This window comes from Streptomyces atroolivaceus, assembly GCF_000717025.1.
GTDB lineage: Bacteria > Actinomycetota > Actinomycetes > Streptomycetales > Streptomycetaceae > Streptomyces > Streptomyces atroolivaceus.
In genome coordinates this window covers 545,501-570,424 of sequence record NZ_JNXG01000001.1, presented here as the reverse complement: position 1 = coordinate 570,424, position 24,924 = coordinate 545,501, and the positions used below count along the sequence as shown (strand labels likewise).

At 70.7% G+C, this 24,924-nt stretch carries 24 protein-coding genes and 1 pseudogene; 13 read left to right on the top strand and 12 right to left on the bottom strand.

Annotated features, from left to right (window positions below; all coding sequences use genetic code 11):
* Positions 1-121: 121 nt before the first annotated feature.
* A complete protein-coding gene (locus OO67_RS38520) occupies positions 122-538 on the top strand; it encodes a hypothetical protein (RefSeq protein WP_157841647.1) in 417 nt (138 codons plus the stop codon).
* Positions 531-830: a hypothetical protein gene (locus OO67_RS02520; protein ID WP_157841646.1), complete on the top strand. Its 300-nt coding sequence runs from the start codon at positions 531-533 to the stop codon at positions 828-830. Before OO67_RS38520 ends, OO67_RS02520 begins: the two co-directional genes overlap by 8 nt.
* Positions 831-878: 48 nt before the next feature.
* Here the strand turns inward: OO67_RS02520 and OO67_RS02515 are convergent.
* From OO67_RS02515 to OO67_RS02505, 3 genes and pseudogenes are all read right to left on the bottom strand, one after another.
* A pseudogene (locus OO67_RS02515) lies at positions 879-1,381 on the bottom strand (tyrosine-type recombinase/integrase); the annotation flags it as partial.
* A 9-nt stretch (positions 1,382-1,390) separates the two neighbouring features.
* The gene (locus tag OO67_RS02510) at positions 1,391-1,822 is read right to left on the bottom strand and encodes a hypothetical protein (protein WP_033296888.1); all 432 of its coding nucleotides are present in this window, start codon (positions 1,820-1,822) and stop codon (positions 1,391-1,393) included.
* Between the two features lie 389 nt (positions 1,823-2,211).
* On the bottom strand, positions 2,212-2,508 hold the full coding sequence (locus OO67_RS02505; RefSeq protein WP_157841645.1) for an SDR family NAD(P)-dependent oxidoreductase: 297 nt from the start codon (positions 2,506-2,508) through the stop codon (positions 2,212-2,214).
* A 93-nt stretch (positions 2,509-2,601) separates the two neighbouring features.
* Between OO67_RS02505 and OO67_RS02500 the strand changes: the two genes are divergently transcribed.
* The 6 genes from OO67_RS02500 to OO67_RS02480 all read left to right on the top strand — a co-directional run bounded on the left by OO67_RS02500 (position 2,602) and on the right by OO67_RS02480 (position 7,993).
* A complete protein-coding gene (locus tag OO67_RS02500) occupies positions 2,602-3,249 on the top strand; it encodes a TetR/AcrR family transcriptional regulator (RefSeq protein WP_033296886.1) in 648 nt (215 codons plus the stop codon).
* A 118-nt stretch (positions 3,250-3,367) separates the two neighbouring features.
* Positions 3,368-4,996, top strand: a complete 1,629-nt coding sequence (locus tag OO67_RS02495; RefSeq protein ID WP_244300031.1) for an MDR family MFS transporter — start codon at positions 3,368-3,370, stop codon at positions 4,994-4,996.
* Between the two features lie 386 nt (positions 4,997-5,382).
* Positions 5,383-5,547, top strand: coding sequence for a hypothetical protein (locus OO67_RS38880; protein WP_014155101.1), 165 nt, complete (start codon positions 5,383-5,385; stop codon positions 5,545-5,547).
* A gap of 10 nt (positions 5,548-5,557) precedes the next feature.
* A complete protein-coding gene (locus tag OO67_RS02490) occupies positions 5,558-5,851 on the top strand; it encodes a Dabb family protein (RefSeq protein WP_033296884.1) in 294 nt (97 codons plus the stop codon).
* Positions 5,852-6,037: 186 nt separating this feature from the next.
* Entirely contained in the window at positions 6,038-6,895 is an 858-nt protein-coding gene (locus tag OO67_RS02485; protein ID WP_033296883.1) for an RNA polymerase sigma factor SigF, read from the top strand.
* Positions 6,896-7,129: 234 nt separating this feature from the next.
* Entirely contained in the window at positions 7,130-7,993 is an 864-nt protein-coding gene (locus OO67_RS02480) for an RNA polymerase sigma factor SigF (protein WP_033296882.1), read from the top strand.
* A 337-nt stretch (positions 7,994-8,330) separates the two neighbouring features.
* Here OO67_RS02480 and OO67_RS02475 read toward each other — a convergent pair whose 3' ends face one another.
* Entirely contained in the window at positions 8,331-8,546 is a 216-nt protein-coding gene (locus tag OO67_RS02475; protein ID WP_033296881.1) for a hypothetical protein, read from the bottom strand.
* 337 nt (positions 8,547-8,883) lie between these two features.
* Between OO67_RS02475 and OO67_RS02470 the strand changes: the two genes are divergently transcribed.
* From OO67_RS02470 to OO67_RS02450, 5 genes are all read left to right on the top strand, one after another.
* The gene (locus tag OO67_RS02470) at positions 8,884-9,396 is read left to right on the top strand and encodes a MarR family winged helix-turn-helix transcriptional regulator (RefSeq protein ID WP_033296880.1); all 513 of its coding nucleotides are present in this window, start codon (positions 8,884-8,886) and stop codon (positions 9,394-9,396) included.
* Positions 9,397-9,497: 101 nt separating this feature from the next.
* Positions 9,498-11,915: an MFS transporter gene (locus tag OO67_RS02465; protein ID WP_465269764.1), complete on the top strand. Its 2,418-nt coding sequence runs from the start codon at positions 9,498-9,500 to the stop codon at positions 11,913-11,915.
* Positions 11,916-12,113: 198 nt separating this feature from the next.
* Positions 12,114-12,929 carry a YceI family protein gene (locus OO67_RS02460; RefSeq protein WP_033296878.1) on the top strand — a complete coding sequence of 272 codons (816 nt, stop codon included), beginning with the start codon at positions 12,114-12,116 and terminating at the stop codon, positions 12,927-12,929.
* Positions 12,930-12,958: 29 nt separating this feature from the next.
* Positions 12,959-13,429, top strand: coding sequence for a PPOX class F420-dependent oxidoreductase (locus OO67_RS02455; RefSeq protein WP_033296877.1), 471 nt, complete (start codon positions 12,959-12,961; stop codon positions 13,427-13,429).
* A gap of 11 nt (positions 13,430-13,440) precedes the next feature.
* Positions 13,441-14,385: an NAD(P)-dependent oxidoreductase gene (locus OO67_RS02450; protein ID WP_208860942.1), complete on the top strand. Its 945-nt coding sequence runs from the start codon at positions 13,441-13,443 to the stop codon at positions 14,383-14,385.
* Positions 14,386-14,403: 18 nt separating this feature from the next.
* On the opposite strand, the gene OO67_RS02445 is transcribed toward OO67_RS02450, so the two are convergent.
* The 8 genes from OO67_RS02445 to OO67_RS02410 form a co-directional block, all read right to left on the bottom strand.
* Positions 14,404-15,177, bottom strand: a complete 774-nt coding sequence (locus OO67_RS02445) for a TetR/AcrR family transcriptional regulator (protein ID WP_033296875.1) — start codon at positions 15,175-15,177, stop codon at positions 14,404-14,406.
* A gap of 79 nt (positions 15,178-15,256) precedes the next feature.
* Positions 15,257-16,756, bottom strand: a complete 1,500-nt coding sequence (locus OO67_RS02440; protein WP_033296874.1) for an MFS transporter — start codon at positions 16,754-16,756, stop codon at positions 15,257-15,259.
* Between the two features lie 198 nt (positions 16,757-16,954).
* Complete coding sequence (locus OO67_RS02435) at positions 16,955-19,153, bottom strand: ArnT family glycosyltransferase (RefSeq protein WP_033296873.1); 2,199 nt, start codon at positions 19,151-19,153, stop codon at positions 16,955-16,957.
* On the bottom strand, positions 19,150-20,460 hold the full coding sequence (locus OO67_RS02430; RefSeq protein WP_033296872.1) for a bifunctional glycosyltransferase family 2/GtrA family protein: 1,311 nt from the start codon (positions 20,458-20,460) through the stop codon (positions 19,150-19,152). Before OO67_RS02430 ends, OO67_RS02435 begins: the two co-directional genes overlap by 4 nt.
* A gap of 25 nt (positions 20,461-20,485) precedes the next feature.
* Positions 20,486-22,126: a HAMP domain-containing sensor histidine kinase gene (locus OO67_RS02425; protein WP_033296871.1), complete on the bottom strand. Its 1,641-nt coding sequence runs from the start codon at positions 22,124-22,126 to the stop codon at positions 20,486-20,488.
* Between the two features lie 4 nt (positions 22,127-22,130).
* The gene (locus tag OO67_RS02420) at positions 22,131-22,868 is read right to left on the bottom strand and encodes a response regulator transcription factor (protein ID WP_033296870.1); all 738 of its coding nucleotides are present in this window, start codon (positions 22,866-22,868) and stop codon (positions 22,131-22,133) included.
* 82 nt (positions 22,869-22,950) lie between these two features.
* Complete coding sequence (locus OO67_RS02415; protein WP_051709076.1) at positions 22,951-23,832, bottom strand: amidohydrolase family protein; 882 nt, start codon at positions 23,830-23,832, stop codon at positions 22,951-22,953.
* A 90-nt stretch (positions 23,833-23,922) separates the two neighbouring features.
* Positions 23,923-24,810 carry a DUF2797 domain-containing protein gene (locus tag OO67_RS02410; protein ID WP_033296868.1) on the bottom strand — a complete coding sequence of 296 codons (888 nt, stop codon included), beginning with the start codon at positions 24,808-24,810 and terminating at the stop codon, positions 23,923-23,925.
* Between the last annotated feature and the right edge of the window lie 114 nt (positions 24,811-24,924).

The following is a 24,924-nucleotide window of genomic DNA, read 5'->3' as shown; positions in this document are numbered from 1 at the left end:
TCTAGGACCGCCCAACGCGCCGACGCAGACGGGGTACGCCTGAGCGTCCCGTGACGCACAATCGTGGGTGCGGAGTGACGCAGTCGTCGCGTTCACTCCCATCCTGGGGGAGGGGTGGGGCTTGCAATTCGACTTGGTATCCACGCTCGCGGCCGTCTCACTGGTCGGCATCATCAGCGTGGTCAGTGACTCATTGCGCAGCATTCTGCGCGCGATCTTCCGGCGCCCTCGTAGAACCTCCCTGATCGTCGAGATCGACGGTAAGCGCGTGGAGGTGAGTGGTTCCAGCCCAGAGGAAATCCAGACAAGGCTGAATGAGCTACTCAGCAAAGAGACGGATGACGGTGACACGTCCCACGGAAGCACCAGCCAAAGCCATCCTGTAACAGCGGTACCTCAAGACGGCGTCTTCATCGGCCCTGTAGCGGGAGATGCCGCAGCGGCGAACTCGACCACCATCCGCCAGACAGCGCAGCAAGTTGCCCCACCAGTTGTAAACGGCTCCGAGCCTGCCCAAGGGGGCGGGTCAAGTGAGTGAAGGACTCGCGACTCCCAGCGCTGTGAGTGCCGCGCCGGCGGTAGTCACAGATCAGATGCCCGTTACCGCTGCTGCCGTACCTGAGGTCACCACGGTGACCGCCCACTTCAAGCTGGTCTTCATTTGCGTAACGGTGATCACGGTGCTCACGCTCGTGGCTAGCTTGTACATCGGGATCTTCATCGAGAAGCCGACCGACGCTGCAAAGTCAGCGATGGACACCTGTTCCACGCTCGCCAACTTGGGCTTCGGTGCCATGGTCGGCCTGCTGGGTGGCAAGGCCGTGCAATAGCAGGCGGTTTCCGGGCGTGCCTGCCAGCGACACGCCCGGAGGTTCTTCCTACTGCCAGATGAGCCCGTCGACCTGTTCCGCCACGTTGGTCCGAACGGTGTCGACCATGTGCTGATAGCGGGCGGCCATTGCGGTGGTTGACCAGCCCATGAGCCCCATGACGGCCCGCTCCGAGACTCCGAGGATCAGCAGCCCGTCGCGGCCGTGTGGCGAGCGCCATGCAGTCGGCCGTCCCGGACCTTGGCAGCCTGCAACAGCTCCTTCCAGTCGTCGTAGTCCGTACGGGGTGAGGTGCCACAGCCGACGGCGGTGGCAAAGAGCCAGCCCTCTTCCTTCCAGCGGTCCCCGGCAGCGGCCCGCTCAGCGTCCTGCCGTTTCCGGTGGGTACGGAGTAGGTCCACAAGCTGCTGCGGAAGCCCGACCGCCCGGCGGCCGGCGCGCGACTCGGTGTCGGCCGTTTCCGGATTGGTGCGCTGGCGCTGCGGGCAGTACCCAGCCTTGCGGCCACAAGTCTTCCCGTCGGCGCAGCCGTGGGCGTACTGCGGTCGTCGGGCGCGGGTTTAAGCCTGCTTGGGATTGGAGCAGTACCACCCGATCGCTGGCCAAGTGTCGGAGGTGACGCGGCCGCCGGTGTACGCCCGGGCTGCCTGCTCGTCTATCACCCACTCGCCATGGCAAACGTAATCCTCGATGCCCATGTCGTCTTTGTCCCGGATTACGTTGATGCCGTAGTTCAACTGACCATCGATGGTTTTGGCGTAGTCCCGGATGGCTGCCTTGGCCTCCTCCACGGTGGCGTTCGGGATCACTAGGTCCACGCTGCCAACTTTGCTCTTCTCGACCTTGTTAACCACGGTGTAGAGCGGCGTCTTGGGAGTGACCACCGCCTTGGAAGCATCAACCGTCGTGTCTTCCCGGTCGCTGCTGCTGCAACCGGTGAGCGTCGCAAGTATCAGGCCCACCGTGAAGACGGCTGCGATGCGCGTGCACATGATCCCCCCAGGATCTCGTGATGAAGAGGACATCATTGCGGGCCGACCGTGGCGCCTGACCGCAGGGGCATCGACGAGGCAGATTCCTCGGCCTAGTGATTCACGCAGCGCACGGCACAGGGCATGCAGAGGCGGCTTCGGCACAGTCTCGTTCCCTGCCTGTGCTCCGTCTCAGTTTCCGTCTCGTTCACAGTCGTGCACCACCGTTCACGGCCGTACTTCGGGTCTAGAGGGTCGCGGCCGAAAGCCCGTCGCGAACGGCCGTGAACGATGGCGTACAGGCACCTGACCAGCGCGAACAGACCTCGAAAGCGAGTGTGGGGAAACTCACCGAGGGTTCAAATCCCTCCGCTACCGCTCTCACACCCTCCTGAACTGTGAAAACAGCGTCAGGAGGGTGTTTTGCGTGCGGCACGTCCGCACCACGCCGGAAGCGGCGAGGGCGCGCTCCCGGTGGTGGCCGGGCCACGCCCGTCGGACGTCCGGGGCGGTGCCATCAGACCAGCGTTGTCGATGAGCACGTCCAGGCTCGACCGGTCGGCGCGCAGCGGGCCGAAAAAATCGCGGGCCGAGTCCAGGCCCGTCAGGCCGGCCTGGCGGACCGCCAGTTCGTCGCCCGGGTGCCCGGCGGTGATCTCCGCGACCGCCCGGTGCCCCTTGGCCCCGTCCCGCACAGCGAGGATCACGTGCGCACCCTGCTCGCCGGCGCCCGGGTCGGTACCACCGGCTCCTGGAACCACCCGCGAAATAATTTTGCAGGATGTGCATCTTTGCCTACTATGCACGATGTGGCGAAGACGACGACATCCGGACCCGGGCTCCGGGAGCGCAAGAAGCAGGCCACGCGCAGGGCCATCGCGGAGGCAGCCGTACGCCTCGCCGCGGAGCACGGCGTCGAGAACGTCACGGTCGAGGCCATCAGTGAGGCCGCCGGCGTCTCCCCCAGAACGTTCTTCAACTACTTCCCCAGTCACGACGACGCGTTCGTCCTGGTCGACGACGAGGTGGGCGAGCGGGTCAGGGAGTCCGTGCGCCGTGCCCCCGCCGACCGGCCGCCGCTCGAGGTGGTCCGCGACGCCCTCGTCGCCGAGCTCGACGGATTCGAGGGCCGGCAGGAGTTCTGGGCCCTGCAGTCCAAGGTGCTCCAGCGGTCACCGCACCTCATCCACCGCGGCCTGAAGGCGCATGTGGCGGAGGAGCGGGCCCTGTCCGCCGCGATCACCGACTGGCTCGACGCCACCCGGCCGGGCGCGGAAGGGCCGTCCGACGCCGGCACCTTTCCCCGGCTCCTGGCCGCGGTCACCCAGACCGCCTTGCGGGTCGCCATCGAGCACTGGTGCGCCCACCCCGGGAAGACCGCGCTCGCGGACGTCTTCCAGGACGTCTTCGCCCAACTGGCGCAAGGCCTCCCGCGGCCCTCCGCCTAGCCCCGGCACGCCGCCGACCGCCGGGGAGCGCCCCGCACATCACCGACCCTGTTCTGCACCAGTACCGAAGAAGGACACCGTGACCGCAACCGAGGCGCCCGGACAGGCGCCCACCTCCATGTCCAACCGTCAGATACTCCAGGCGATGTCCGGGCTGATGGCGGGCATGTTCGTCGCCATCCTCGCGGGTACGGTCGTCGCCAACGCCCTGCCGAGGATCATCGCCGATCTCGGTGCGAGCCAGTCCTCGTACACGTGGGTCGTGACCTCCGAACTGCTCGCCATGACGGCCACCGTGCCGCTGTGGGGCAAGCTCGCCGACCTGTTCAACCAGAAGCTGCTGCTCCAGCTCTCGCTCGGCCTGTTCGTGGTCGGCTCGCTGGTGGCCGGCTTCTCCCAGGACGTCGTGACCCTGATCGTCAGCCGTGTCATCCAGGGCATCGGCGCCGGTGGTCTGACGGCGCTGGCCCAGATCGTGATGGCCGCCATCATCCCGCCGCGCCGGCTCGGCAAGTACGCGGGGATCTTCGGCGCGGTCTTCGCCGTGGGCACGGTCGCCGGTCCGCTGATCGGCGGTGTCCTCGTGGACACCTCGTGGCTCGGCTGGCGCTGGTGCTTCTTCATCGGTGTGCCGTTCGCACTGGCCGGGATCGTGCTGCTCCAGCGCACCCTGAAGCTGCCGACCGTCCGCCGTGAGGTCAGGATCGACTGGACGGGCGCCTTCCTCATCGTCGCGGGCGTCTCCGCGCTGCTGATCTGGACCTCCCTCGCGGGCAACAGCTTCGACTGGGCGTCCTGGCAGACGGCCGCGCTGGTGGCCACCGGGGTGGTGCTCCTGGTGGCGGCGGTCTACGTCGAGTCCAAGGCCGCGGAGCCGGTCATCCCGCTCGACATCTTCCGCAACCGCACGGTGTCGCTGACGACCCTGGCGAGCTTCTTCGTCGGTATCGCGATGTTCGCGGGAACCGTGTTCCTGTCCCAGTACTTCCAGATCTCGCTGGGCAAGTCCCCGACCGTCGCGGGGCTCATGAGCCTCCCGCTGATCGGTGGTCTGCTGGTCTCCTCCACCGTCGCCGGACAGATCATCTCCGCCACGGGCAAGTGGAAGATCTACCTCGTCTCGGGCGCCGTCGTCATGACGGCCGGCCTCGGTCTGCTCTCGACCATCGACGCCGACACGCACTTCGGCCTGCTGAGCCTCTACATGGCACTCATGGGTATCGGCGTCGGCATGCTGATGCAGAACCTCGTGCTGGCCGCGCAGAACGACGTGCCCGCCCACGAACTGGGCGCCGCGACCTCCGTGCTGTCGTTCTTCCGCAGCCTCGGCGGCACCATCGGCACCAGCGTGCTCGGCGCGATCCTCGCCAACCGGGTGGCCAGCGAGATGGCCAAGGGCCTGTCGGAGAGCGGGATCCCCGTGGCCGGCGGCGGGCACGGCAGCGCCGTACCCGACATGACGAAGCTGCCCGAGCCGATGAAGAACATCGTCGAGCACGCCTACGGCGTCGCGACCGGCGATCTCTTCCTCATCGCCACCCCGTTCGCCTTCCTCGGCCTTCTCGCGGTGCTCTTCATCAAGGAGAAGCCCCTCAAGACGACGAGCGGCATGGAACGCCTGGCCGCCGAGGAAGCCCCCGTGGAGGCCCCCGTGGTCACCTCCGCGGCCGTCCCGGCCCCCCGCAACGGCGCGGACCCCGATGCCCAGGACACCACTCCCGGCACGGTCGGCCTGCGGAAGGACTGACCCGTACGGGGACGCATGACACGAAGGGCCCGGCGCGATGCGCCGGGCCCTTCGGTCGTCAGGTCGGGGGAAGCGGCATCGGGGGGACAAGCCGCTTCCCCCGGTGAGAACGGGGACCGTAGGCCCTCGCCGCGGTCGGGGGGAAGTCACGCGGTGGGAACCTCGTGGAGGTCCCGTTCCTCAGCCCGCGCGTTCCTGAGGACGCGGCGGGCACACACCCCATACTCCCCCCTGCCGTAAGCCGCGCCCGTCGGCAAAGGGCCCGAATCGCCGGGCCCTTCGACCCTAAAGGCCTCATAAGTGATCCGAAACGGCCACCGGATACGGCCATACGTGCGGCTAGAATCACCCGACTGCACAGGTGATCGAAGGGGAGGGGCGGGGCTGTGGTGCAAGCGAGGAAGATCGCGCTCTACATGATTGTGGTCTTCGTGCTGTACACGATCATCACCTCTCCCGAGCGGAGCGCCGACCTCGTTCAAATAGGGTTCGAAGGTGTTTCGAGCGCCGCGCAGGGCGTCGGAGACTTCATGTCCGAGCTCGTGAAGTAGGAGAACCACCATGATCCGCCACCTGGTCCTGTTCAAGCTGAACGACGGCGTGAAGCGTGACGATCCGCGGGTCGTCGCCGGGGTGGAGGCCTTCCGGGAGCTCGGCGGGAAGATCCCCGAGCTGGAGTTCTGGGAGTGCGCCTGGAACATCACGGACCGGCCGGTCGCGTACGACTTCGCCATCAACTCCGCGGTCGCCGACGAGGACGCGCTCAAGCGGTACGTCGAGCACCCCGAGCACCAGGCGGCGGCCGGCCAGTGGCACGCGTTCGCCACTTGGGTGATCGCCGACTACCCCTTCTGACCCTTTCGGACATCCGGTCCCGGCGGCCCCTCCCCTACAGGAGAGGGGCTTCTCGGCATGTTTAAACCAAAACGCCCCCAACACGACTCCATGCGGTGCTTGCACACAGTGGACATGTCTTGTGATGCTATGACCGCTTTTGACGGATGAGTTGACCGTAGTTGACCGCAAAGGGGTGGCGACACCGTGCCGGCCAGTACAGCGCCTCAAGTCCCGCCCCAGAACGTCCAGACGGACGACATCCAGACCGAGACCCCCGACCCCACCACGCCCGCCAGAACCCGGGGCGCGGACACCAGAGCCCTGACCCAGGTGCTCTTCGGGCGGCTCAAGGACCTCGAACCCGGCACCCCGGAGCACCACAGGGTGCGCACCGCACTGATCGAGGCGAACCTGCCGCTCGTGCGGTACGCCGCGGCCCGCTTCCGCAGCCGCAACGAGCCGATGGAGGACGTCGTCCAGGTCGGCACCATCGGCCTGATCAACGCCATCGACCGCTTCGACCCGGAACGCGGCGTCCAGTTCCCGACGTTCGCCATGCCCACCGTGGTCGGCGAGATCAAGCGCTACTTCCGCGACAACGTGCGGACCGTGCACGTGCCGCGGCGGCTGCACGAGCTGTGGGTCCAGGTCACGGGCGCCACGGAGGACCTGACGACCGCTCACGGCCGCTCGCCGACCACCGCCGAGATCGCCGAGCGGCTGAAGATCTCCGAGGAGGAGGTCCTCGCCTGCATCGAGGCGGGCCGCTCGTACCACGCGACCTCCCTGGAGGCGGCCCAGGAGGGCGACGGGCTGCCAGGACTCCTGGACAGGCTCGGCTACGAGGACCCGGCCCTGGCCGGGGTCGAGCACCGCGACCTGGTACGGCATCTGCTCGTCCAGCTGCCTGAGCGCGAGCAGCGGATCCTGCTGCTGCGCTACTACAACAACCTGACGCAGTCACAGATCAGTGCCGAACTGGGTGTCTCCCAGATGCATGTGTCAAGGCTTCTGGCCAGAAGTTTCGCCCGACTGCGATCCGCAAACAGGATCGAGGCGTAGCTGGAACGGGTAGACCCCTGGAGAGCCGGATCCGGGGGCGTAAAAGCCGCACACCCCCTGTTTCCTGCGCAGTTTCCGCGCTGACTTGTCGACATGTCACTACAGCGTGTTGCCGACATGTGACATTCTGCTCGAACCGCGTTTGCCGCAGCCCCACCTCCGGTATTCAGGTGGAGGCTGCGTTCCTCCGATGGTCGTGGCCACCGCGACCGTCCGCGACCTCAAGGGGGTGGCATGTCCGCAGAACAGGGCAGCTCGAAGGTGCTCACGCTCACGAAGAGCGTGCCGGCACCCGCCGTGCTCACCAGCTCGGAAGCCATCGACACCCGCACCCTGTCCCGCTCCCTGTTCCTGCGGCTCGCCGCGCTGGGTCCCGTCTCGGGCCCCGACGGAACCGACAGCCCTGAGCGGGCCTATGTGCGGGACACACTCATCGAGCTCAACCTCCCGCTCGTGCGGTACGCGGCGGCACGGTTCCGGAGCCGTAACGAACCCATGGAGGACATCGTCCAGGTCGGGACGATCGGCCTGATCAAGGCGATCGACCGCTTCGACTGCGAACGGGGCGTGGAGTTCCCCACGTTCGCGATGCCGACCGTCGTGGGGGAGATCAAGCGCTTCTTCCGCGACACCTCGTGGTCGGTGCGGGTGCCACGCCGGCTGCAGGAGCTGCGGCTGGCCCTCACCAAGACCAGCGACGAGCTCGCCCAGAAGCTCGACCGCTCGCCGACGGTGCCGGAGCTGGCCAAGGCGCTCGGAGTGTCCGAGGAGGACGTGGTCGACGGCCTGGCCGTGGGCAACGCCTACACGGCCTCCTCCCTGGACTCGCCGTCCCCCGAGGACGACGGCGGCGAAGGCTCGCTGGCGGACCGCCTGGGGTACGAGGACGCGGCGCTCGAGGGCGTCGAGTACCGCGAGTCCCTGAAGCCGCTGCTGGCCAAGCTGGCCCCGCGCGAGCGGCAGATCATCATGCTGCGCTTCTTCGCCAACATGACCCAGTCGCAGATCGGCGAGGAGGTGGGCATCTCGCAGATGCACGTCTCCCGGCTGCTGACCAGGACGCTCACCCAGCTGAGGGAAGGGCTCATCGCCGACTGACCGCCGGCGGGTCCGTACGGAGCGGCTCATCGGGCCGCCGGGGCACCATGATCGCCGCCCCGGCGGCTTCGCCGCGTCCCGGCCCGGGCACGGCGCGGGAAGCGCCCGCTCGGCCGCGTACGGGAGGCGCACACGCCGGCTCACGCTCCCGCGGCGCCCGGCCCCGTACACACTTCCGCGCCCCGCCGGGCAACGCGGACGCTCCCGCGCCGGCGAGCGGTGCGGGAGCGGTGCGGGAGCGGTGCGGGAGGACGGCGTACGCGCTCACGCGGACGCCGGGCAGACCCCGGCCCCGGAGAGGGGCGGCGGGCCGGCCGTGACGGGGGGCCGGGGACGGTCAGCCGAGCGCGAGCCAGGCGACCGCGCCGAGGACGACGATGACCGCGACGACGGCCACGATCACCCCGGTCTTCGGGCCGGACGAGGTCGCGGCGGGCTGCTGCCTGCGCTGCGGCTCGCCCTCGTCGACAAACGCGCGGAACATCTGCGTGCTGCCCGCCGGGTCGTGAGTGCCCTCGGGGCCCGGCTGCGGGGCGTGGGGGTTGTGTGCCATGGCCCAGGACCCTAGCGAACGCGGGCCTTCCGCCCAACCCCCGGGTCCGTGGGGGCCGATGCCCTCCCTCCTCGCGCACGCCCTCTTCACCTGCCCGCCGGAGCACTCCGCACCGCCTCCACCAGCCGCTGCGAGACCTCCGCCCGCCCCTGGGGCGTGACGAGCGACACATCCGGCGGGCCTCGTGTGCCGTGCGCTGCACGCTTGACCCGACCTCTACGCAGCCTTTTGTGTTCCTTTACTTCTGCAAGCCCCATTTCGTTTGCCTGTAGCAACCAACTGCTTCTATCGTTGCCCTAAGCAACAAGATGAACCTCGCGAGACCTCTGGAGGGCCAGTGGCAGCACGGAGCCAGTACGAAGAACTGGCCCGGCAGCTCAGCGCCGTCGGAGCCGTCAAGCGGGGCCTCGTCCGCATCATGCCCGCCGAGTGTTCCGGCGGCTCGGCCGCCGTGCTGACGCTGCTGGCCCAGTACGGCGAGATGCGGATCACCCGGCTTGCCGAACTCCTCGCCGTGAACATGTCGGTGACGAGCCGTCATGTGACCCACGCGGTGGAGAACGGCTGGATCGAACGGTTTCCGGACCCGGCGGACAAGCGGTCCCGCATCCTGCGGCTGACCCCCGCGGGCGACGAACTGCTCGACGAGCTGGCCCGGCGGACGACCGAGATGTTCGCCCACAACCTCATCGACTGGTCCGACGAAGAGGTCGGTCAGCTGAACACGTTGTTGTCCCGGCTGCGCGACAGCTTCTCCTGCCGCGGCTCCGGGGGGTGCGCCCCCGGAAAGCACAGCGGCGACTGCCGCGCCGGGCGCTCCGACGATTCGCACACCCGTACACCCGTGTAACAGAAGCAAAGACAAGGATTTAAATGGCTACGACCACACCACCCGGTGTGCGGGGCGGCCACGCCAAGCGCGGGGCTGTCGAAGCCCCCGCCGGCGCGCCGATGACACACCGGCAGATCATGGAGGCGCTGACCGGGCTGCTGCTCGGCATGTTCGTCGCGATCCTGTCGTCGACGGTCGTCTCCAACGCCCTGCCCGAGATCATCTCCGACCTCGGTGGCGGCCAGAGCGCCTACACCTGGGTCGTGACGGCCACGCTGCTGGCCATGACCGCGACCACCCCGCTGTGGGGCAAGCTCGCGGACCTGTTCAGCAAGAAGCTGCTGGTCCAGATCGCGCTGATCATCTACGTGGCCGGCTCCATAGTCGCCGGCCTGTCGACGAGCAGCGGCATGCTGATCGCCTGCCGTGTGGTGCAGGGCGTCGGCGTCGGCGGTCTCTCCGCCCTCGCACAGATCGTGATGGCCGCGATGATCTCCCCGCGCGAGCGCGGGCGCTACAGCGGCTACCTCGGCGCTGTCTTCGCCGTCGCCACCGTGGGCGGCCCGCTCCTCGGCGGTGTCATCACCGACACCAGCTGGCTGGGCTGGCGCTGGTGCTTCTACGTGGGTGTGCCGTTCGCGATCATCGCCCTGATCGTGCTCCAGAAGACCCTGAAGCTCCCCGTGACCAGGCGCGAGGGCGTCAAGGTCGACTGGGCCGGCGCGTTCTTCATCAGCGCCGCGGTCTCGCTGCTGCTGCTCTGGGTGACCTTCGCGGGTGACAAGTACGACTGGATCTCCTGGCAGACCTGGACGATGCTCGGCGGCACCGTCGTCCTCATCGCACTGTTCCTGTTCATCGAGACCAAGGCCCGCGAGCCGATCATCCCGCTGCGCCTCTTCCGTAACCGCACCATCACGCTGGCCTCCGCGGCCTCGCTGTTCGTCGGTATCGGGATGTTCGCGGGCACCGTCTTCTTCAGCCAGTACTTCCAGCTGGCGCGGGACAAGTCGCCGACGATGTCCGGCGTCATGACGATCCCGATGATCGCCGGTCTGTTCCTGTCCTCGACCGTGTCGGGGCAGGTCATCACCAAGACGGGCCGCTGGAAGGCCTGGCTGGTCACGGGTGGATTCCTGCTCACCGCGGGCCTCGGCCTGCTGGGCACCATCCGGTACGACACCGAGTACTGGCAGATCGCCGTCTTCATGCTCGTCATGGGTCTCGGCATCGGCATGATGATGCAGAACCTGGTGCTCGCCACGCAGAACCAGGTGGCTCCCGCCGACCTGGGCGCGGCCAGCTCCGTCGTGACGTTCTTCCGTTCCCTCGGTGGTGCGATCGGCGTCTCGGCGCTGGGCGCCGTCCTGGGCAACCGTGTCACCACCTACGTCAAGGACGGCCTCGCCGACCTCGGCCCCGAGGGTGCGGCACTGGGCCACGGCGGAACCGGCGGCGGGGGCATCCCCGACCTGGACGCGCTCCCGGCCCCGCTCCGTACGGTCATGGAGGTCGCCTACGGCCACGGTGTCGCCGACGTCTTCCTGTACGCCGCGCCCGCCGCGCTGGTCGCGTTCGTCCTGACGCTGTTCATCAAGGAGGTCGCCCTGAAGACGAGGGCGGGAGACGACAGCACCTCCGCCGAGGCCGCCGACGCGACCCGGTCCGCCGGGGCCACCGACGGCACCGCGCCGGCCGCCGAGGTCACGACCGGGGTCACCTCGGCCGGCACCCGGCAGGAGCCGGCCGACACGAAGGAGCTGACCATCCAGGGCACGCCCGTACGCGGTGTGGTGCGGGGCGCCGAGGGCGCACCCGTCGCCCGCGCCGCCGTGACACTGATCTCGCTGGGCGGCCGGCAGCTGGGGCGCTCCGTCGCCCAGGCCGACGGCGGTTACGTCCTGGACGCACCGGCCTCCGGCTCGTACGTCCTGATCGCCTCCGCCGACGGCTTCCAGCCGCAGGCGTCCACCGTGGTCGTCGGCGACGAGCCGCTGGCCTACGACATCCTGCTCGCCGGCACGAGCGGTCTCTCCGGGACCGTGCGTACCGCCGAGAACAGCGGCCCGGTACAGGGCGCCATGGTCGTCGTGACCGATGTGCGCGGCGACGTGCTGGCCACGGGCGTCTCGGGCGACGCGGGCGAGTTCACCTTCGGTGAGCTCATCCCTGGCTCGGTGACCGTCGCCGTCACGGCCGCGGGCTTCCGTCCGCTGGCCCTGCCCGTGGAGGTCGGGGGCCAGGGTGTCACCCGGGTCGACGTGGCCCTGCGGTCCGGTGCGCTGGTGCGGGGCGTCGTCAGGGCCGGCTCCGGCCGGGCACCACTGAACGACGCCCGGGTCACGCTGGTCGACGCGGCCGGCAACGTGGTCGCCACGTCGACGACCGGCGAGGACGGCGTGTACGCCTTCACCGACCTGGACGCCGGTGAGTACTCCGTGATCGCGACCGGCTACCCGCCGGTGGCCGGCTCGCTGACCGTGAGCGGGAGCGGGGTCGACGGTCACGACATCGAGCTCGCCCACCCGGGCGAGTAGAACCGGTCGGTCCAGGAACCAAAAGTTCCACATAGACCCCTGGCGGAACAGCGCTTCGAGCGGAGAGGCTGTGGCCGCCGGCGGAAATGGGCCCCGGAGCGGGAACGGCAGGCAGGGGACGGCCTGCCGATCCCGCCCCGGGGCCCGACTCATTGAGTCGCTGCTTCACGAGTGATTTGAGCAAGGAGAGAACACGGGATGGGACTTCGCGCACAGGTACGCACGCGGGACGGCTGGGCCGTCCAGCACGCCGTCGTGACGGTGACCGACATGACGGGCACCCAGGTGATCCGGGCCGCCGCCGACGAGAACGGGGCGGTCCGTACCGAGGACCGCCTGCCCGCCGGCGCGTACACGGTGATCGTCACGGCGGTGGGTTACGCCCCCGCCGCGTCCACCGCACTCGTCACGGCCAGTGGCCGGGCCGAGGCCGGAACCGTGGTGCTGGCCCGGCAGGGCGGGGTGGAACTGCCGCCTCCGGGCACCTGGTCGCTGGACCCGGTCCACTCCTCGGTGGCCGCGGTCGCACAGCACCTGGGGATCTCCAGCGTGCACGGCCGGTTCACCGAATTCGGCGGCCGTATCGAGATCGCCGAGAACGTCCAGCACTCCCGGGTGGAGGCCTTCATCTCCGCCTCCAGCATCGACACGGGCAACGCGATGCGCGACAAGCACCTGCGCTCGGCGGACTTCCTGGACGTCGAGACGTTCCCGGAGCTCACCTACCGCTCCCGTGCGCTGACCCCGGCCGGGCCCGACCGCTGGACGGTGCACGGCGTGCTCACGATGCACGGCATCGCCCGTGACGTCGACCTCGACCTCAGCTACCTGGGCACGGGCCCCGACCCCTGGGGCGGAGTGCGTGCGGCCTTCCACGCCACGGCGGAGCTGCGCCGGGACGACTTCGCGATGAACTACAACCAGGTGCTGCAGGCGGGCATCTCCGCGATCGGCACGACCCTGCGCGTGGAGCTCGACATCCAGGCGGTCCAAGGCGATGCAGTCCAGGCCTAGGGCCCGGGCCAGGGCCTAGGGTTGGCCGTATGGCACCCAACATCGCGACCAACACCGCCGTGGAGCTCGGGGAACTCCTGGACTTCGTGCGGCCGAGGCACCGGGCGATCCTGCTGACCACCCGGTCCGACGGCCGCCCCCAGGGCTCCCCGCTCACCTGCGGGGTCGACGACGCGGGGCGGATCGTCGTCTCGACGTACCCCGAACGGGCCAAGACCCGCAACGCCAAGCGGGACGAACGGGTGAGCGTGATCGTCCTCTCGGACGACTGGAACGGCCCGTGGGTCCAGGTCGACGGCGTGGCCGAGGTGATCGACTCACCGGACTCCGTCGAGCCCCTCGTCGAGTACTTCCGCAACATCTCCGGTGAGCACCCGGACTGGGACGAGTACCGGGCGGCGATGCTCAAGCAGGGCAAGTCCATCATCCGGATCACTCCGGAGCGCTGGGGCCCGGTCGCCACCGGCGGCTTCCCCGCCCACCTGGCCGGCGGCGGGTGAGCGTACCGGTGATGCCGCCCCACCCGGACCGGCTCGCGCGGGCCCGCCTGCTGGCCTCCCCGTCCCTGGGGCCGGCCGTCCTCCGTGAGCTGGAACGGATCACCGGGCGCCCGGCGGGATCCGCGTACGCCGAGGAGCCCGACGGGCCCTTCCTGTACGTGGGGGACGTGCTGCCCGAGCCGCTGCGAACACAGCGGCTGCTGTGGTTCCACAGCGTCAACGCGGGTACGGACGCGCTGCTCGCCGCCGGACCCTGGCCCGAAGGGGCCCTGCTCACCCGGACCGTGGGGCGGATGGGCGAGAGGATCGCCCAGTACACGCTGGCCTGGGTGCTCGCCGAGTGCCAGTCCGTCCCGGAACACACCGCGCAGCACTCCAGGTCCGAATGGCGCCGCCTGCCGTCCGAGCTCGCCGCCGGGCAGACCGCCGTCGTCCACGGCACCGGGCGCATCGGATCCGCGGTCGCCGGCCTGCTGCGGGCCTGCTCCGTGCGCACGGTGGGTGTCGGCCGCACCCCCCGCGCCGTACCGCCGGGCTTCGACCGGGTGGTCCTGGCCGGCTCGGCGGAGGAGACGGCGGCGCTGGCGGACGCCCGGTGGGTGGTGTCCGCCCTGCCCCTGACCGACGCCACCGAACGCTACTTCGACGGCTCCAGATTCGGCGCGATGCGGGGCGCCACCTTCGTCAACGTGGGCCGCGGCGCGACCGTCGACATGGCGGCGCTGGAGTCCGCCCTGCGCGGCGGGACGGTGCGCAGGGCCGTCCTGGACGTGCTCCCCGACGAACCCGCCGGCCCCGCCGACCACGCCTGGCGGATGCCGCGCACGGTGATCACGTCGCACTCGGCCGGTATCACGGCCGACGAGGACGTCGCAGCCGACTTCGAGGCCTGCTGGGAGGCGGTCACCGGGGGGCGTACGCCCGCGCTGGCCGTGGACACCCGGCGCGGCTACTGAAGGGCCCGGCACACCCCGCTACGGCTGGTGCGCCGCACGGTCGCACATCGCCTCGATGCCCGCGATCAGGAGGTCCAGCGCGAACACGAAGTCGCGCTCGCGCATCTCCTCCACGGTGTCCCCTCCCCGGGCTTCCATGAGGCTCTCCGAGGGCTCCATGACCCGCTTGAGCTCGGGGTCCGCGCGGATCGTGCCCATCGCCCGCCGGAAGTACTCGTCCTGGGTCAGCCCCGCCTCCACGGTGCGCTGCACGAAGTGCCCCTCGATGCTGCCGAACCCGTAGACGAACTGGAAGACGGCCGACATCGCCCCCGTCCGGTTCTCCAGGGGCAGTCCGGTGGCCCGGATGACGTCCTGGACCGCGTAGGAGAACAGCATCGAATGCGGTCCGATGTTCAGGAAGCTGCCGATCAGCGTCGACACCCAGGGATGGCGAACCAGCATCTCCCGGTAACTCACGGCCAGTTCGCGCAGCCGGTCGCGCCAGTCGGCGTCCTCGGGGGCCGCCGGGATCTCGCCGAAGACGGTGTCCAGGGCGAGCTCCAGCAGGTCGTCCTTGGTGTCGACGTACCAGTAGAGGGACATGGCCGTGACATCCAGCTCGGCGGCGAGGCGGCGCATGGAGAACTTCGCGAGCCCGTCGGCGTCCAGCAGCCGGACGCTCGCCGCGGTGATCCTGTCGCGGTCGAGCCCGGCAGGCTGGTCCGTCCTGCGGGTGCGCGAGGGTGTCCGCCGGTCCAGCCACACACTGACCCGGGACGGGTTCTTCACATGGTCTGCCGCGGACCCCATGGCGCACGCTCCTTGTCTTGCGGTGGCACTCCTGCGTACCGGCACCCTCGTCCGATGCTATGCCCGTCACCTGCGGCTCTCAGTCCGCTTCCGCGCGCTCCGCCCTCCGCAGCAGGGCCGCGGCCAGCAGCCCGCCGGCCAGGACCGCCGCGGCGCCGACGAGTTGGCTGGTCTCCAGGCCCGAGGCGAAGGCGTCCGTGACGCGCTCACGCTCCGCCGCCCCGTCCGCGGCGGCGAGCGCGGCGGGAAGGGAGGCGGCCCCGACGACACCCGGTACGAGCGCGGTGAACCGGGAGTTGAGCACGGCCCCGAGCACGGCCACCCCGAGTCCGTTGCCGAACTCGGCGAGGGTGCCGTTCACTCCGGCGCCCACGCCCGCCTTCTCCGGCGGGATGGCGCTCATGATCGCGTTGGCCATCGCGGGCATGGCGAGCGCGACGCCCGCCCCCATGACGACCAGGCCGAGCAGCATGCCGCCGTAGTCCCGCCCGCCCAGCAGGGCGACGGCCCCGAGCCCGGCGGCCAGCAGGCACATCCCGGTGGCGATGACGGCGGGCGTACCCGCCTTCCCCACGAGCCGGGCACCGAGCCCCGTGAGGTTGAGGGCGACGACGGTGAGGGCGAGGGGCGCCGTGCGCAGCCCGGCTTCGAGCGGCTCGTAGCCCAGGACGAACTGCAGGTGCTGGGTGAGCAGGAAGAGCGAGCCCGTCATGCCGAAGGCGACCAGGATCACGCCGGCCACAGCGCCGGTGAACCTCTGGTTGCGGAAGAAGCCCATGTCCAGCATCGGATACGGGACGTGCAGCTCCCACAGGACGAACCCGGTGAGCACGGCCACCCCCGCGGAGCCGGTCAGCATGACCTGCCCGGAGGTCCAGCCGTGCTCCGGTCCGGAGATGATCGCGTACACGACGGCCACCATGCCGACGGTGGAGAGCAGCGCCCCGACCAGGTCGGGACGGTCACCTCGGGGAGACCTGGACTCCGGGACGAGCCTGACGACCGCGACCAGCCCGAGGATCGCCACGGGGATGTTGATGAGGAAGATCGCCCCCCACCAGAAGTGGTTGAGCATCGCTCCTCCGAGCAGCGGGCCGGCCGCGAAGCCCAGGGAGTTGACGGTGGACCAGATCCCGATGGCCTTGACGCGCTCGGCGTCGTCGAAGATCTGCACCACCACCGCGAGGGTGGTCGTCATCAGCAGCGCGCCCCCGACGCCCATCCCCGCCCGGGCGGCGATCAACTGCCCGGAGGACTGTGCGAGCCCCGCGGCCAGTGAACCGACACCGAACAGTGCGAGGCCCGCGACCAGCATCCTCCTGCGGCCGTAGCGGTCGGCGGCACTGCCCGCGGTGAGCACCAGTCCGGCCTGGACGAGCGCGTAGGCGTTGATCATCCACTGCACATCGGCGGTGGAGGCGTGGAGGTCCTCGGTCAGCGAGGGGATCGCGACGTTCAGGACGGTGTTGTCGAGCAGCACGGTGAGCTGGGCGAGGCAGATGACTCCGAGGATCAGCCAGCGCCGCGCATGGCCGCTCCGGGGCTCGAGGCCGTTCTGCTCGGCGGCGGTCGCCGTCATGCGGACTCCTGTTCCGGCGCACTTGTACGGTGTACGGGACGTGTTCCCGTACACCGTAGAGCACACCCTGTACGCCGTACAACGCTTTCTCGCCCGGTGGCGTCCCGGGTGCGCGAAGGCGGTGGCCCCGGAGCAGGTCTCCGGAGCCACCGCCCTTCTTCGCCGCCGTCCTCGTCCTCGGGGGGAGCGGCCCGGGGGCTAGCCCTTCGGCTGGGTGAGGTCGTAGAAGGTCGCGCTCCCCGCTGTGACCTCCTCGAAGTTCTCCTCCACCCAGGTGGAGATCTGGGAGGAGGCGCCTTCACCGCCCATACCGCCGCCCATGCCGCCCGAGATGAAGTAGTGGATCTCTCCGTCCTCCACGTACTGCTGGAACCGGGCGAGTGTCGGGGACGGGTCGCTGCCGTTGAATCCGCCGATCGCCATCACCGGGTCGCCGGTGGCGAGTTGGTAGCTCGCGGCGTTCTGCGAACCGATGGCCGCGGCTGCCCATGTGTAGGCGTCGGCGTTCTGCGTCAGGAGCGTCCTGGCCTCGGAGTCCACGGAGGCGCCGTTGAGCAGGCCTCCCATGCCGCCACCGCCCATGCCGCCTTCCCCTGTACCGCCGCCGGGCATACCGCCCTGCCTGCCGCCGGAAGCCTGTCCCTGCCCCTGTTGGCCCTGTGTGCCCTGGCCCGGTGTGCCGCCGCCCGGGAAGCCGCCACCCGGCGCGTTGCCCTGCTGGTTGCCCGGCGGCCGGCCGCCCTGCTGCGTGCCCTGGCCCGGGGGCTGCATGCCGCCGCCGGGTCCGCCGCCCTCGCCGCCGCCCGGCCCGCCGCCGGGGCCGCCGCCCATGCTCGCGCCCGACGGACCCGCGGTGACGATCGAACCCTGGTGCCCGGTGCCGAGCGTGCTGATCGTGTACGCCGTCGGCCCGGCCAGCGACGCCGCCATGCCCAGACCCGCCACGCCCAGCACGAGCACCCGGCCCAGCCGTGCCGCGAGCAGCAGCCCCAAGGCGCCCACGAGGCCAACGGTCAGGACGGCCCAGCGCAGCCACGGGACGTAGTCCGGCGTGCGCCCCAGCAGGACGTACGCCCAGACGGCCGTCGCAGCGACGGCCGCGCCGAGCGCGGCGCCCGCCCACCACTTGCTCCGTTCCTCCCAGAGGACCGTGGCGCCCATGCCCACCAGCGCCGCGATGTAGGGCGCCAGGGCCACCGTGTAGTACTGGTGGAAGATGCCGGCCATGAAGCTGAAGACGAAGGCCGTCATCAGCAGCGAACCGCCCCAGGCGAGGAACGCCGCACGGGCCGTGTCGGTCCGCTTCGCCCGCCAGGTCAGCCAGACACCCGCGACCAGCAGGATCAGCGCGGCGGGCAGCAGCCACGAGATCTGGCCGCCGATCTCGGAGTTGAACATCCGGCCGATGCCGGTCTCACCCCATCCGCCGCCCTGGCCGCCGCCACCGCCGCCACCCACGCTGCCGGTCTCCTCGCCGTTGATCCGGCCGAGTCCGTTGTAGCCGAAGGTGAGTTCCAGGAAGGAGTTGTTCTGCGAGCCCCCGATGTACGGCCGCGAGGAGGCGGGCCACAGCTCGACGACCGCCACCCACCAGCCCCCGGAGACGAGCATCGCCAGCGCCGCCAGACCGAGCTGACCGAACCGCTTCCGCACGGACACCGGCGCGAGCGCCGCGTAGAGCACGGCCAGGGGCGGCAGGATCAGGAAGGCCTGCAGGGTCTTCGACAGGAACGCCAGACCCACCGCTGCACCCGCCCAGACCAGCCACTTCGTCCGGCCGCCCTCCAGCGCGCGCAGCACGCAGCAGACGGTGACGGTCATCAGGAGCGCGAGCAGCGCGTCCGGGTTGTTGAAGCGGAACATCAGCGCGGCGACCGGGGTCAGCGCGAAGACCGCCATCGTGATCAGCCCGGCGGCGGCGCTGAAACGGCGGCGCACGGCTCCGTGGAGGACACCGGCCGTCGCGACACCCATCAGCACCTGGGGCGCGAGGATCGCCCAGGAGCTCAGCCCGAAGAGCCGCACCGACAGGGCCATCGGCCAGAGCGTGGCCGGGGGCTTGTCGACGGTGATGGCGTTCGCGGAGTCCAGCGAGCCGAAGAAGAACGCCTTCCAGCTCTGGCTGCCGGCCTGCACGGCTGCGGAGTAGAAGGAGTTGGCGTAACCGGAGGCACTGAGATTCCACAGGTACGCGAGTCCGATGACCAGCAGCATGCCCAGGAAGGCGGGCCTCGCCCAGCGCGGGTCCCCGGGCCTGCCCCTGAGGACGCGCCGCGACAGCCGCTCCCGCCTGCCCTCGGCGCGCGCGGTCGCCCCCGGAGTGCCGGGCGGTTCCTGGGGCGCCCCTGGGTTGCCGGGCGGTTCCTGGAGGTGGCCGGAGTGGGTGGCGGCGGTCATCGGACGTTCCTCAGTTCGTGTGCGGCACCCGTGCGGGCGTCCTGGTGGTCGGTGCGCCGGTCGGGGAAGACCCAGGCGCGGAAGAGCAGGAACCGCAGCACCGTTGCCGCGAGGTTGGCCGCGATCAGCACGGCGAGTTCCGTACCGTGCGACGCCGATCCGCACGCCGTGCCCAGGGCGGCGAGCGAACCGCTGGTGAGGGCGAGCCCGATCGCGAAGACGACGAGCCCCTGCGCCTGGTGGCGCACGGAACCGCCCCTGCCGCGCACACCGAAGGTGAGCCTCCGGTTCGCCGCCGTGTTGGCGACGGCGGACACCAGGAGCGCGGCGGCGTTGGCGAACTGCGCGCCGACGCCCAGCCGGAAGAGGGAGTACAGGGCGAGGTAGACCAGGGTGGAGAGCGCCCCCACGACGCAGAAGCCGACCAGCTGCCTGGCGAGTCCGCGCGGCACCCCGGGCACGGCCCGGTCACGCGGGTCGTCCCCGAAGGGCCGCGCCAGCCGGTCCAGCGGCAGGGCTCCGGTGGCGAGGGCCCGGCCCACCCGCCAGACGCCCCTGAGGTCCTCGGTCGCGGTCCTCACGATGTGCACGGTGGAGTCCGGGTCGTCGACCCAGTCGACCGGCACCTCGTGGATGCGCAGCCCGGCCCGCTCGGCGAGCACCAGCATCTCGGTGTCGAAGAACCATCCGGTGTCCTCGACCATCGGCAGCAGCCGCTGCGCGACCTCGCGCCGTATGGCCTTGAAGCCGCACTGGGCGTCGCTGAACCGGGCGGCGAGCGAGGAACGCAGGATGAGGTTGTACGCCCGCGAGATGAACTCCCGCTTCGAGCCACGCACCACCCGCGAACTGCGGGCCAGACGCGAGCCGATGGCCAGGTCGGAGTGCCCGGAGATCAGCGGCGCGACGAGCGGAAGCAGGGCGTTCAGGTCGGTCGAGAGGTCCACGTCCATGTAGGCGAGGACGGGGGAGTCCGAGTGGGACCAGACGGTCCGCAGCGCCCGTCCCCGGCCCTTCTCCTCCAGCCGGTACGACCGCACCTCGGGGATGAGCTCCGCGAGCCGGGCCGCCACCTGGGGCGTGCGGTCGGTGCTCGCGTTGTCCGCCACGGTGATCCGGAAGCCGTAGGGGAACGTCCGCGCCAGGTGGTCGTGCAGGCGCAGCACGCACGTTTCGAGGTCCTTCTCCTCGTTGTACACGGGGATCACTACGTCGAGTACGGGTACGGGAGCGCCGGCCGCGCCGACCGCTGCGGCCAGGAGATGGTCCCGGGCCGGCAGGGTGCTCCAAGGAGTGTCGGTTCGCATGCGACGACACTCGCCAACCGCGCTGTCACCTCTGTGTGCTGAGCCTGTGGTCCGCCTGTGAGTACGCCGCAGGGGCGCGAGCGGCGTCCCCGCTCACAGAGGTGTCGGCGGTGGTCCCGGCGGCGCTGTCCGCCCCCTCCCCGTACACCGCGTCCGCCGGCAGGTGGACGGCGAACACCGTGCTGCCCGGCACCGACCGCACCTCGGCCAGCCCGCCGTGGGCGGCGACGACGGCCTGCACGATGGCGAGGCCGAGCCCTGTCGACCCGGCGTGCCGGGAGCGCGAGGCGTCGCCGCGGGCGAACCGTTCGAAGACGCGCGGCTGCAGCTCGGCCGGGATGCCCGGCCCGTCGTCCTGGACCTCCAGGGTCACCCAGGGCAGCTCCCTGCGCGCCTCGCGCAGACGGACCGTGACCGTGGTCCCCGGTGGTGTGTGCGTACGGGCGTTCGCCAGGAGGTTGACCAGCACCTGCTGGATCCTGGTCGGATCGGCCGACACCGTCGCGGGCACCTCGGGCAGCTCCAGCCGCCAGTGATGGGTGGCCCCGGGGGCGCCGTCAGGGGCGCGGTCCGCGACCCGGGCGTCGCTCACCGCGTCGATGACGAGTGGCGAGAGATCGGTGCTCTCGTACGAGAGCGGTCGTCCGGCGTCGAGGCGCGCCAGGAGCAGCAGGTCCTCGACCATGCCCGTCATCCGTTCCGCCTCGGACTCGATCCGGCCCAGGGCGTGCCGGGTGTCCGGCCCGGCGTTCTCCCGTCCGCGCCGCGTGAGTTCGGCGTACCCGCGGATCGAGGCGAGGGGTGTGCGCAGCTCATGGCTGGCGTCCGCGACGAACTGCCGCACCCGCGTCTCGCTCTTCTGCCGCGCCTCCAGGGCCGAACCGACGTGCCCCAGCATCCTGTTGAGTGCCGCGCCGACCTGGCCGACCTCGGTGCGCGGGTCGGCCTCCGCATCCGGGACCCGCTCGAAGAGGGCCACCTCGCCGCTGTGCAGCGGGAGTTCGGACACCCGGGTCGCTGTGGCGGCCACCCTGCGCAGCGGGCGCAGCGCGACACCGACCATGGCGGCGCCGGCGATCCCGGCGGCGATGAGCCCGGCCCCGGTGACGCAGACCTCGACGAGGATCAGGGTGGTGACGGCCTTGTCCACCTCGGCCGTGGGGATGCCGACGAGGACGGCCGTGCCACCGGCCGCGGGGACGAACTGCACGCGGTAGCCGCCGAGCCCGGGGAGTTCGACGTCATGGGGGCCGCCGTCCGGGGCCGGGTCCGAGGCTTCGAGTGCGCTCTCCTGCGCGCCGGTCAGCTCCTCGGTGTTCTCCCTCGCCTCCGGGCCGGCCTTCTTGACCACCTTCGACCCGGTGACGGAGCCGTCGGAGACCACGGCGGCGAACGTGTTGAACGGCTGGCCGCCCATCCCGATGAAGTCCAGCTCCTCCCGGCTCTCCGGGCCGCCCGGAGTGATCGTGCCGCTGCCCGGCGGGCGCGCCGTCGCCATCATGGTGAGGTCGTGCAGCTGGTCGTCCAGCTTCCCGTACATGTAGCTCTGGAAGGCGATCGCGGTGACGGAACCGATCACGGCCGCGACCACCGCGATGAGCGTCACCGCGTACACGACGAGCCGGGTCCGCAGCGTCCAGGGGCGGCGCGTGCTCCTCCCGCTCACGGGACTACTCACCGGGCTTGATCAGGTACCCGGCCCCGCGCCGGGTGTAGATCATCGGGGGCCGCCCCGCGTCGATCTTCTTGCGCAGGTAGGAGATGTACAGCTCGACCACGTTGGCCTGGCCGCCGAAGTCGTAGTTCCAGACCCGGTCGAGGATCTGCGCCTTGCTCAGCACCCTGCGCGGATTGCGCATCAGGAAGCGCAGCAGCTCGAACTCGGTCGCCGTGAGATGGATCGAGTCCTCGCCACGGCTCACCTCGTGGCTGTCCTCGTCCAGCACCAGGTCACCCACGACGAGCGTCGACTCGCTGCGGGCGGTGGCCGTACCTGAGCGGCGGATGAGGCCGCGCAGCCGCGCCACGACCTCCTCCAGGCTGAAGGGCTTGGTGACGTAGTCGTCGCCGCCCGCCGTGAGCCCGGCGATCCGGTCCTCCACCGCGTCCCGCGCGGTCAGGAACAGCACGGGCACATCGTTGAGATCGCGCCGCAGCCGGCCGAGCACGGCCAGCCCGTCCATGTCGGGGAGCATCACGTCGAGGATGACCGCGTCGGGCCGGAAGTCACGCGCCGTGCGGACGGCACCCGCACCGTCCCCGGCGCTGCGCACCTCCCACCCCTCGTAGCGCAGGGCCATGGAGAGCAGCTCGGCGAGCGGGGCCTCGTCGTCCACGACCAGGACGCGGATGGGATTGCGGTCGGGCCTGAGCAGTTCTGTACGCCCCTGGGGCGAGGTCGTCGTCATGGCTCAAGCCTGTGAGACGGCCGTGAGAGACAGCTTTCGCCTACCTGTGAATTTCCTGAGAAACGCACGGACGGCCTCGCCCCTACCCGAACAGGGAGCTCGCGTTCCCGTGGCAGACGGCCCGCAGCCAGTCGTCGCCCAGCCCCAGCCGCTCCAGGGCGTGCAACTGATGGGCGTACGGGTAGGGAATGTTCGGGAAGTCCGTGCCCAGCAGGATCCGGTCCCCCAGGTCGGCGAGGCGCCCGCGCTCCGCCGCGGGGAACGGCGTGAAGTCCTCGGTGAAGTCCGTGAACGCCATGGTCGTGTCGAGCCGCACCCCGGGGTACGCCGCGGCCAGGGCGAGGAACTCCCCGTACTCCGGCATCCCCATGTGGGCCACCACGAGCTTCAGACGGGGGTGACGGGACAGCAGGCGGCCGACCGGCGCGGGACCCGTGTACGCGCCGGGCGCAGGCCCGGAACCGCAGTGCGTCACCACCGGGATCCCGGCCTCCGCCAGCAGCCCCCACACGGGCTCCAGCAGAGGATCGTTCGGGTCGTAGGCGCCCACCTGGAGGTGCGACTTGAAGACGCGCGCCCCCGCCTCGACCGCCTCGCGCACATACGTCTCCACGCCCTCCTCCGGGAAGAAGGTCGCCGTGTGCAGACAGTCCGGCACCCGGGCGGCGAAACCGGCCGCCCAGCCGTTCAGCCAGGCCGCCATGCCGGCCTTGTGCGGGTAGAGCATCGAGGTGAACCGGAGCACACCGAACGAGCGCAGCAGCGCGAGGCGTTCGTCCTCGTCCCGCCGGTAGGTGATCGGCCACTCCAGCCCGGTCAGCGGGCCCGCCGAGTCGAAGTACGCCCACACCTTGCTGAGCACCCGCTCCGGCATGAAGTGCGTGTGGACGTCGATGATCCCGGGCAGTCCGAGCCTCCGCCAGAACCGTACGACGTCGTCCCGGTCACGGTCGTCGCCGCCCATCCGCCCCACCTGCCTCGAACGCCTCGTCCATGTCCGGGAAGCTCCCCAGCGCGCTTCGTACGCCCAGGGCCGCGATCCCCGGCGACGATCTCAGAACAGCCCGTCCTGCACACCACCGCCCCCCACGGCCACGACCGGCACACTCACCCCCGCCCGCGGGTCGGCACCCACCAGGTCCCAGCCGGTGACGAGCCGCGTGTCCAGCACGACGATCCCGGCGTCCGGGGTCTCCAGATGCAGATCGGGCCCGGCCGCCGCCACCAGTCGCCCTGCCACCACGCCGCCGTCCACCAGTCCGGTCACCGCCCGCGCGGACGGCCCCGCACCGGCGAGCCCGAACACCCCCGCGTGGTCGACCGCCGCGAACGGCAGCCGCTCCAACGCCTCCGGCCACCCGGCGCCCTCCAGAGCGGCGGCCCGCCGGTACAGCCCTTCGATCTCGGCGGCCCGTTCCGCCTCGCACGGCAGGGCGTCCCGCGCGGCACGCTTTCGCGCGTACGGAATGCGGTCGGGCACCCCGAGCGCCGAGCGCAGCAGTTCCTCCGTACGCCGCGCGGCCATCAGCGGCCCGCGCCCCAGCCAGCTGAACACCACGGCGCCCTGTTCCCGAAGGCGCGCGGCGCCCCGCGCCTCCCCGGTGATCCCGACCTTGACCATGCCCGGCCCGAACCAGGCGAGGTAGACGCGGTACGTCCGTGGGTCGTCGGCGATCGTGTCGGCGGCGACCGAGTGCGCCCGGTCCAGCCGCGCGCACTCCGCGCACCGCGCCCCCGTGCTCCGTACGGGCACCACGGCCCCCACCGGACACGGATTGCCGCGCGCCCCCGTGCAGTGCCGTTCGCCCTCGGCCCGGAACCCGAGCTCTCTCCCGTACGCCAGGACGCTCACCCGCCCCGGGCCGGTCCCGTCACCCCGCTCCCACCCGAGCACGGGCTCACCGTCGGGCCAACGCAGCCCGGTGCACCACCAGCCACTCATGCCGCGCCCCTCTCCCGCTCACGCCCCAAGCTCCGGACGGACGCGCGGCAGGCCTCAGGCGAATATCCGGCTTCCCCGGCGCGGTCGGGCCGGGGAAGCAGCCCCAGCCACTCC

What these genes read in the sequence shown, in the direction of transcription:
- OO67_RS02475 (WP_033296881.1), bottom strand. Translation starts at nt 8,546, where the DNA reads ATGGCACACAACCCCCACGCCCCGCAGCCGGGCCCCGAGGGCACTCAC.
- OO67_RS02445 (WP_033296875.1), bottom strand. Translation starts at nt 15,177, where the DNA reads ATGGGGTCCGCGGCAGACCATGTGAAGAACCCGTCCCGGGTCAGTGTG.
- OO67_RS02495 (WP_244300031.1), top strand. Translation starts at nt 3,368, where the DNA reads ATGTCCAACCGTCAGATACTCCAGGCGATGTCCGGGCTGATGGCGGGC.
- OO67_RS02410 (WP_033296868.1), bottom strand. Translation starts at nt 24,810, where the DNA reads ATGAGTGGCTGGTGGTGCACCGGGCTGCGTTGGCCCGACGGTGAGCCC.
- OO67_RS02455 (WP_033296877.1), top strand. Translation starts at nt 12,959, where the DNA reads ATGGCACCCAACATCGCGACCAACACCGCCGTGGAGCTCGGGGAACTC.
- OO67_RS02430 (WP_033296872.1), bottom strand. Translation starts at nt 20,460, where the DNA reads ATGCGAACCGACACTCCTTGGAGCACCCTGCCGGCCCGGGACCATCTC.
- OO67_RS02500 (WP_033296886.1), top strand. Translation starts at nt 2,602, where the DNA reads ATGCACGATGTGGCGAAGACGACGACATCCGGACCCGGGCTCCGGGAG.
- OO67_RS02490 (WP_033296884.1), top strand. Translation starts at nt 5,558, where the DNA reads ATGATCCGCCACCTGGTCCTGTTCAAGCTGAACGACGGCGTGAAGCGT.
- OO67_RS02480 (WP_033296882.1), top strand. Translation starts at nt 7,130, where the DNA reads ATGTCCGCAGAACAGGGCAGCTCGAAGGTGCTCACGCTCACGAAGAGC.
- OO67_RS02420 (WP_033296870.1), bottom strand. Translation starts at nt 22,868, where the DNA reads ATGACGACGACCTCGCCCCAGGGGCGTACAGAACTGCTCAGGCCCGAC.
- OO67_RS02440 (WP_033296874.1), bottom strand. Translation starts at nt 16,756, where the DNA reads ATGACGGCGACCGCCGCCGAGCAGAACGGCCTCGAGCCCCGGAGCGGC.
- OO67_RS02450 (WP_208860942.1), top strand. Translation starts at nt 13,441, where the DNA reads ATGCCGCCCCACCCGGACCGGCTCGCGCGGGCCCGCCTGCTGGCCTCC.
- OO67_RS02415 (WP_051709076.1), bottom strand. Translation starts at nt 23,832, where the DNA reads ATGGGCGGCGACGACCGTGACCGGGACGACGTCGTACGGTTCTGGCGG.
- OO67_RS02435 (WP_033296873.1), bottom strand. Translation starts at nt 19,153, where the DNA reads ATGACCGCCGCCACCCACTCCGGCCACCTCCAGGAACCGCCCGGCAAC.
- OO67_RS02510 (WP_033296888.1), bottom strand. Translation starts at nt 1,822, where the DNA reads ATGTGCACGCGCATCGCAGCCGTCTTCACGGTGGGCCTGATACTTGCG.
- OO67_RS02465 (WP_465269764.1), top strand. Translation starts at nt 9,498, where the DNA reads ATGACACACCGGCAGATCATGGAGGCGCTGACCGGGCTGCTGCTCGGC.
- OO67_RS02460 (WP_033296878.1), top strand. Translation starts at nt 12,114, where the DNA reads ATGGGACTTCGCGCACAGGTACGCACGCGGGACGGCTGGGCCGTCCAG.